This is a genomic window from Microcoleus sp. B9-D4 (assembly GCF_036705105.1).
Lineage (GTDB): Bacteria > Cyanobacteriota > Cyanobacteriia > Cyanobacteriales > Microcoleaceae > Microcoleus.
Genome location: NZ_JAUBTS010000119.1, coordinates 1 through 8,362, shown reverse-complemented (window position 1 = coordinate 8,362; position 8,362 = coordinate 1). Strand labels below are relative to the sequence as shown.

At 46.1% G+C, this 8,362-nt stretch carries 4 protein-coding genes; 2 read left to right on the top strand and 2 right to left on the bottom strand.

Going from position 1 to position 8,362, the window contains the following annotated elements:
• Positions 1–204: 204 nt before the first annotated feature.
• Together QUB24_RS32490 and QUB24_RS32485 are read left to right on the top strand one after the other, a co-directional pair.
• Positions 205–459 (top strand): type II toxin-antitoxin system ParD family antitoxin, encoded by a 255-nt coding sequence (locus tag QUB24_RS32490; protein WP_333157658.1) that lies wholly within the window; start codon positions 205–207, stop codon positions 457–459.
• Positions 449–826 (top strand): type II toxin-antitoxin system VapC family toxin, encoded by a 378-nt coding sequence (locus QUB24_RS32485; RefSeq protein ID WP_333157657.1) that lies wholly within the window; start codon positions 449–451, stop codon positions 824–826. The genes QUB24_RS32490 and QUB24_RS32485 overlap by 11 nt, the downstream gene beginning before the upstream one ends.
• A 258-nt stretch (positions 827–1,084) precedes the next feature.
• Here the strand turns inward: QUB24_RS32485 and QUB24_RS32480 are convergent, their stop codons facing one another.
• Positions 1,085–2,308 carry a hypothetical protein gene (locus QUB24_RS32480; RefSeq protein ID WP_333157656.1) on the bottom strand — a complete coding sequence of 408 codons (1,224 nt, stop codon included), beginning with the start codon at positions 2,306–2,308 and terminating at the stop codon, positions 1,085–1,087.
• A gap of 36 nt (positions 2,309–2,344) precedes the next feature.
• On the bottom strand, positions 2,345–8,320 hold the full coding sequence (locus QUB24_RS32475; RefSeq protein ID WP_333157655.1) for a S8 family serine peptidase: 5,976 nt from the start codon (positions 8,318–8,320) through the stop codon (positions 2,345–2,347).
• Between the last annotated feature and the right edge of the window lie 42 nt (positions 8,321–8,362).

Below are 8,362 nucleotides of genomic sequence, written 5' to 3'. Positions count from 1 at the left end.
CCGCCCGTCCAAAAAGGACGGGCGGGACGCCCATCCCACAATAACAATTAAAATTGTAAGTTATTTAATTCGCGATCGCTAATCTGCGCTTACAAGCAAGGATCTCGCAAAATCTTCCCATCGCAAAAAATATTAAATAACAAAATTTGATAATTTTTGTTATTATGGGGGGTAATAGTTGACTCAAATAGGTGACTCAACATCATGAATATATCCTTAACTCCTGAACTAGAGCAGTTTGTTCAATCAACAGTCAAAAACGGTAGGTACTCATCTGCTTCTGAAGTGATTCTGGCTGGGTTACAATTGCTAAAAGAACGAGAAGTTTTAGTTGTTTTGAATCCGGTTTCGTCCGATGATAAGCAGAAACCCAGCTATGATTTCTCTGATTTGGTGGGGCGATTAACTTGGCAGGGAGATGCAGTAACAATGCAGAGGAATCTACGCGATGAGTGGTAATCGCTATGTGTTGGATACGAATGCGATCGTTGCTTTGCTTCAAGGAAATATTCAACTAATTGAATTACTTAAAGATGCGGATTGGATCGGAGTTTCAGTTATTAGCAAAATTGAGTTTCTGGTATTTCCTGGGCTGACTCAAGACGATCGCGAGATTTTTGAGCAGTTTCTGCAACGAGTGGAGGTTCTTGGTTTAGTAGCGATGGATGCTGTTTTGATTGAAAAAATCATTGAAATTCGCCAGCAACATCGCTTGAAACTACCAGATGCGGTTATTGCAGCAATGGCAATCCAAAATTCAGCAAGTTTGGTGACGGCCGATCGAGAGTTTGCAAAGGTAACAAGTTTGACGGTAATTAATTGGTAGCGATTGCCCTTGGTTGAGAAAAAGGAGTAAAGGGCGATCGTACTTTTTGACTAATGGTAAAGGGGCGATCGCCCTTTTTTTCGGAAGGGGAAAGAAAGGGTGATCGCCTGGGGGTTCAGAAACCGGGTTTTTGCACAAGATATCGGTTAAAGAGGAAAAGGTTATCTAAAAACCCGGTTTCTTTTGTTTGGGTAAAGGGCGCTCTTTGTTGAGAAAAAGCAAGAAAGGGCGATCGCCTAGTTTTATGCGAAACGCGGCCTAATCTTCAGAAAACTTTACAAATCGGAGATTTGGGTCGGGAAAAGTTGACTCAGGAAGCGCGATCGCCAAAACGTTCTCTAACAACTCAAAAATTGTTTGCTTCGCAGCTAACAAAAGGGCGCAGTTTTGCGGGTTGAGACTCAGGGAATCCAACCACGGAAGGCTGGTTTCGCTAATAGCTTCCAGGTGGCGGCAAAGCAGATGGGGGGCAATTTCGGCGGCGCTTTGTTCGAGGATTTTGGGAACTGCTTGCAGAAGGTTGGCTAGGGTGGCGACATCGGGAGATTCCCAGACATAATCTGCTAATGACATGAGTTTAGGTGCGATTTCCGTAGGGGAAATTTCGCCGCCGCCCCCATTGGTTTCTAGCTGAATGATGCCTTGCTGCTGTGCTTGTTGCAGCAGCGTACAGCAACGAAGATAGGCAGATCGAACGCGATAGAGGCTATCTTGCGGGGTGGGTTGTCCTGCTGTGCTGATGTTAATGGGGGCAACTTCTGTGAGGGGAACTCGGAGGCTGTACCAGCGCAGTGCATCCATACTCACGGCTTTGAGCAATTCTGCGGGGGCGATGTCGGGGATGGGATGGAGTTGCTGGGTAGGTTTGTGGAAGGCGTAGAGTTTGATGGGTTGAACGATGATGAATTGAAATTGCTCTTTGGTGTAGCCCAAGCATTGCATGGCGGCGGTGAGTAGGATGTCGTAGCCGGTGTAGGTGGTGGGACGGATGAGGATGATTTTGTCATAGCCTTGTTGGAATATTTGATGGTAGCGGGTGATGTCTTCTAGGAGTTGGGTGTATTCGCCGTCGCGGTGTTGGAGGACGCGATCGAAGTTGTCACCAAAGTCGGCGGTTTTGATAAACCAGTCTTTGGGTTCGTCTTTGAGGGAGGTTTGTTCGATGTCCGGGGGCAGGTCGGCGGCGAACTGGCGCGACATGGAGGCTTGGTAGATTTTGGGATGGGTTTTGAGGGTGTTGAGAAAGGTTTCGGGGTTGGAGGTTGGTTTGGGGGGGGTGATTAGGGTGTGGTTGGTTTGTTGGAGTAGGGTTTTGAGGGTGTCGGTGAGGGTACAGCGCAGGTCGGCTGATAAGGAGATTTGCTCTAGGGCTATGGGTGGGGTATCGAGGTAGGTTTGGTGGGGTGTGGTCATGTGAGGTTTTGAGGTGAGGAGGGTTGGGGGTGCGATCGCACTACCACTAGGAAAACTAAGAAGCAGCACGATCAATCTATAGAATTTTCAGGGTTTGATGAAGAATTATCTAATTTCTATTTCGACAATCACATTATTCTTTAATGCGATTTCTTCAATTTCTTTCTTTATCTGAGGATCAAGCCCCTGAAGAAAAACAAACCTTGCCTTTGTGAACAATCCATCTTTTGCAGAAGCTTCGATCACAGAATTTGCTTGCTTACTTGCGTAATCTTGTCCCACTTGAGCATTCTTGACTTCACTAAAAACAGTGAATCCGTCGCTTAAATCCAATGCAACATTATCTATCTGCTGACCATACTTTGCTTTATCAATCTCTAGCAACTTGATGCCAGAACGCAAAGCATCATCTAACTCTTTTTCTAGACCTCCAATATTATTTTTTAAACCTCCAAGTTGATCTCGTGATTTTTCCGATGTTGGAAACTCGGGATCATTTTTGAATTTTTCCGCAGAAGTCCTTTGTTGTTCAATTTTTCTTGAAAATTGATCTTTACCCAAAACTGTATCAGGAACTTCTTGTAAACGTTCCTGTAGAGTCTTCAAATCGTCTATATGGCGATCAATAACCTTGTGAACTGACTTGGTAGTAGGATCTAAATTACCGTCACTGTCATCCGGGTTATCTTGTGGGTTATTTCCACCTCCATTTCCAATTAAATTGTCAGGATCAACTTCCTGATCTTCTTTTGCAATTTGCTCAGAAGTATCATCAATCTTCTTGGCAATCTGTTTGCTGATATTATCCAACTGCTTACCCGCATCAGCAGCTTCATCGTTGAACTTGACAACGATTTCACCAATAGCAGCCATAGCTGGACGCACACCCGGCATGAGATCGAGAATCCAGCCAGCAGCACTATCCATCTGACTATCAAACTTCCGCCAGACACCAGCAAGACCTTCAACAACATCAGCAAGAATAGCTTTCCAGTTAGCTTCCTTGAAGATTTTTGCAGCTTGCTTGGTTACGTCAGGCCCCAGTTTCCGCAGTAATGCTCCAATTGGACTCTTGAGTGCAACTTTGGCAATCCCTTTGATTGCATCTCCAACACCAGGGAACCAACCAGCTAAAGAGCCAAGTAGTTCAACCCAAACTTCTACATCACGTCGTCCGTCAACAACAACCTTCCAAAGTGCTAGTGCTGTATCAACAACATCAATCGCTTGACCAACAATAGGAACAAACCCCAAAGCAACTTTGATAAGCTCAATAGTGACTTGACCACCAGTAGAGTTGCCAAAGTTCAAAATAGTATCAAGGAGCTTTTTACCATCAATTCCTAAAGTATTCAGCAATCCTTGTAACTGATTTTTTAACTCAGTAGCTTTCTGAGCGATCGCCTTCTCCACACCTGTCCGAGTAGCAGCAATTTTAGCATCCACCCCATTAATCTGGTTCCACAAGTGACCTGTCTTGTCCCCCAAAATGGCATTGACAATATCCGCCACCGTCTTCTGAGTGCGAGGTTCAATCCAATCAACAATCCCCTTCAGACCACTTCCAATTCCGCTAATTGTCGATTGGAAACCATCAGCAACACCATCCACCGCAGGCTTGACAATGTTGTTGTAAACATTGAAATTAAACTTAACACCAAACTTATCAACATTGATGCCAAGATTTTTCGTCCAATCAGTAGCGCTCAGGACGTGACCTTTGAACTCTCCAATCAGATTATTAGCACCTCGAACTGCCTGATCGACCTTAGTTCGGAAAGTTTGAGCCGCATTCGCAATGATCTGATTAATCTCTGCTCCAGTGCGGTAGGCATTCTTGATCGTATCAAAGAATTGCTGGATTGCTGAATTCACTCCGTCTTGAATCTCAGTTAACTTACCTCTGAGCCAACTCCGAGCGCTATTAACGGCACTCTTCACCGCATCTCGTCCTTGGTTAATTAACCATTTCGCATCATTTTTCCGATCTTTTACCCAGCCAATTCCGTAATCAGGAACTTGATTTACTGTGTTTTCTAAGCTATTCGCAAACGAATTAGCTTTATTGATAATCCCATCAGCCAGATTATCAACTTGACCCTTAATCGGATTAGCAATGCCATCAACCCAGGAATTAGCTTCATTACGAGCATTATCCAAAGCTTGATGAACCTTTTGCCGTTGCTCCGCATTCATCTGGTTGAGCAAATCTTGCATCTGTTGCTCATAGCTGCGCTTCTCCCGCTCAAGCTGGGCAATCTCCGCATTAGCCTTAGCCCGTTCCGGCCCCGCAAAATTCGCCAACGCCGTATCATAAATGCGCTGAATACGCGGATCGCTTAATAGTGGGCCAGAAGCACCACCGCCATTATTACCAGAAATTCCTGGCTTCCATCCTGGTAAACCTAGTTCAGACTGAGAGAGCTTGTGCTTGAATTTAACAATTAGCTCATAGTCCGTAGTCACACCTTTAGGACTATTGACTCGCAGCATATAAGTACCAGGAATCAAGTCAGCAATAATTTGCTCATCCGTAATTCCCTCCCGCATCGAATAAGCAATTGGTTCATTTCGCACATCGTACAGAACCAAATCTGCATCAGCCAGCAGCTTTTTCAGTTCAGCCGTTATCCGACCACCGCGAGACAGAGTAAACCGATAGTAATCATCAGGAACCAAATTTCCAACTGTCTCACCTGTAAGAGATGTTTCAAACGGATCGACCGGGCCAAACTCAGGTAAAGGTTTTGCTACATACCAATCTAATCCGCCTTTACCCTGCTGACGAGCAATCTCCGCCTGACGAGCCAACTCAGCCAACCGCGCTTCCTCCAGACGGCGTTCCTCTTCTTGGCGACGGCGTTCCATTTCTTCACGCAAACGCCGTTCTTGTTCTTCAAGTTCCCGTTGCTTAGCTTCGGCTTCCCGTCGCCGTGCTTCCTCTTCTTGACGAACTCGCTCTTGATCCCGCGCAAATGCCTCTTCCTGTTCTCGCCGAATACGAGCTTCTTCTTCTTGTCGCTGCCTTAATTCTTCTTCGCGCTGTAGCCGTTCTTGCTCTTGCTTCCACTCATAGTTGGGATGATGTTGCGGAATATAAATCCAATCTCCTGCGGCGATCCTGTGGACATTTGCAAGCCCATTTTTATTCCCAACAAAGGCCCAGTAGTCAGGATCTACGCCATTACCCATAGTTCGTTCAGTAATGTGGCTAATAAATACTCCTGAAGGGATTTGATAAGGGACCCAATCGTAATACTCGCCATTCTTCGAGAACCGTTCAGCGTGCGCCCAGATTTCTGGCGACACCTTATCCGGGTCAACCATAGGCATAATCGGAGCAATATACTCCGCGCCCGGTTCCTCAAAAGAAATCTCAGCCAGTTGCCGGAAAGCCTCAATCTGCTCAAGCGTTAAATCATCAACACTGAACCCTTGACCGCCAAACAACCCAAAATCAGGAGTTGCTGCATTCAAATTCACCTCGTAACCCAAATCGGCCAAAGATGCGATAGTAACAGGACTAATCGGCGCATTCCCAGCCTTGCCGCTTAAGTTCAAATCGGCCGTCATCACCTCATCTTGGAACAGTGCCTCATTCCAATGGAAACCAGCCGAACCTTTACCCTCAGTTTCCAGAGAAATCGCATCAGTCAAACCGCCCAAATCTTTGAACGCATCAACCGCCTTTCCACCGTTATACTGAGCCAGCGGCGTACCCGCATAATCCACCAAACCCTTAGCTTCCCAAAGATTGCCAAAACCCAAAGCGTGTAAAAACTCGTGCTGCACGACGCTGAACAACTTCCCAGAACGCTCCAATTCAGCAATATCCGCTGCATCAAACTGCACTAAAGATTGAGCGGGCAACATGGTTCCGTAGCGCATGAAATCAATTTTAGTTCGCGCTTGGGTGCCGCTCGCACCGTCAATCGTGGCAGTGGAAATTTTAATATTGATGTCGTCGATAATCTTGCCGTCAACCACAGCACTCGGCAACCCTTTGCCAATTAATCCAGCCACACTTTTTGCAGCGGCTTGCATAATCGCCTGTTGCGAAGCACTCAGCGGCGTTTCATATTCCAGATCGATATTAAACGGCTCAGTGGCGGTACTCTCAAATCCAGAGAGAACGTAAGTTGCAGGATCGGCATTGCGTCGATCGATCTTGACAATTACCTCTGCTGGTGCGTTGGCTGGCAACTGCAATTTATGACTGCCTTTGCTCAAGGATTGAGTCCCCAATAATTGTCCAGAAGTTGTCAGGTAGCTGACGGATAAGTCGCCTGAGAGGACGGAAAACTTAGCACCATTTAAGTAGCGACTGTCAACCCGATAAATATCCGACGGATCGACGCTGCTAACCTGATCGATGACATCTTCGGTAGCGGAAGGAATCAGTTGCGTTGCATTAGCAAGATTATTGCTGCCCCGATCGACATTTGTTTGAGGAATTCCAGGGACTGTAACCGCAGGAGGAGTCGGATCTCCGGGTAACTGCTTGGTACTCGGATGTTGAGAAATGAACACATCAGTAATGCTTCGCTGTCCGGGTTTAATCGTGTAAAGTTCCGGTATAGTTACCTTTGCCAACTGCACCGCAGCAGCAACATTCAGCAAACCTGACCCTGTTTGAGCGTCCCAATTAGGTCGAGCGAGGTCTGTAGCAGTACGCTTGATCGCGTCAATTGCCTGAGTATAATTCAGCTTAGGATTTGCTGCTAACACTTGAGCGATCGCATTTGTGACTTCAACAGCAGCAACCTTTGTGCTGGATGTACTGCCGCTGCTACCCTTAGCGAGAATATCGAGAGTATTGCCGCTACCCGAATAATCTGCCAATTTAAAGGCATTGGATAGTGCAACGGAATCGTTAAATCGTTGAGCCGCACCGACAGTAACTACGTTGTCAACTTCCTTAGATAATAGACCCAGAGCCGACATTGTGCCTGGGTTATCTCCAGCCGGAACAACAATAATAACATTGTTCTGATATGCGTAGGCGATCGCCGATCGTTCCGCCGCAGTTAATTCCTTGCGGGGAATCACAGTTCCATCAGGCTGAGTTTGAGTCAGGTTGATGTTAATATTAACAACGGCATGGGGTTGCTTGGATACTTTAGCAGCATCCACAAATTTAATCAGAGATTCTACCCACTGACTCGAATTATCTTGAGTGCGAACTACTGGCTGCGACGGGTTACTATTAACTCCATTAGCTGATGGGGAAGGATTGTTTGTGCTATTTGCGGGTTTTTCCTCTGCAACGATCGGAATCTTTTCCTCAGCAGGATTATTGACAGTCAAGCCAGTATCAGTGATAAAACCTACCAAAGGTCGATCGGCTTGAGGAAACTCAAATTGTACTGGTGCGATCGCAGGTGGTGCGACTTTCACTACCATATCTTCCAGCCGCGAAATCAACGCCCCTGTATTATCCGAAATAGGAGTCGCCCCAGTTTGCTCTCTCAGCTTCTCAGTCATGGTTTGTAAACGAGCAATCAAAGTGCGATCGATCGCATTTTCGGCAACAACATCAGCACCACCCAAATTACTCAAACGCTGTTTAATGCTTTCCAATCGCGCAATCCAATCAGCATTGACATTATTATTGTTTTGTGCTACTTCCTGCTTAACCGGTTCAGTCACCGCAGCAGTCGAATTATCCTCAGTTGGTTTTTCAACTGTTGGATAAATTGGCAATAACTCTTTTGGTGCAGCATCATTAACACCAGCAGTCTCAGTCTGAGTAACTATCTCCTTGTTCCGCAAGTCTACAGCAGTATTCGTACCTACAACTGGCATAGTTTCCGCTGCTGTCGGCGGCACAATCGCTGGAGTTTCTTTACTCTCAACAGCCAATGTTGGCTGACTTTCCTTCACCGACTCTACAGGATTTGCGGCTACAACAACTTGAGTAGTTTCAGTTTTCTCTACCTCAGTTACTAAAGCAGGTTTTGTTTCTACTTTCGCCTGAGTTTCCGCTGGCAAAACTTCGGGTTTTGTTTCTACCTTTGTCAGAGTTTCCGCTGGCAAAACTTCGGGCTTTGTTTCTACTTTCGCCTGAGTTTCCGCTGGCAAAACTTCGGGTTTTGTTTCTACCTTTGTCAGAGTTTCCGCTGG

Excerpts from the sequence above, each read along its gene's own strand:
- QUB24_RS32490 (WP_333157658.1), top strand. The coding sequence starts at position 205 with ATGAATATATCCTTAACTCCTGAACTAGAGCAGTTTGTTCAATCAACA.
- QUB24_RS32485 (WP_333157657.1), top strand. The coding sequence starts at position 449 with ATGAGTGGTAATCGCTATGTGTTGGATACGAATGCGATCGTTGCTTTG.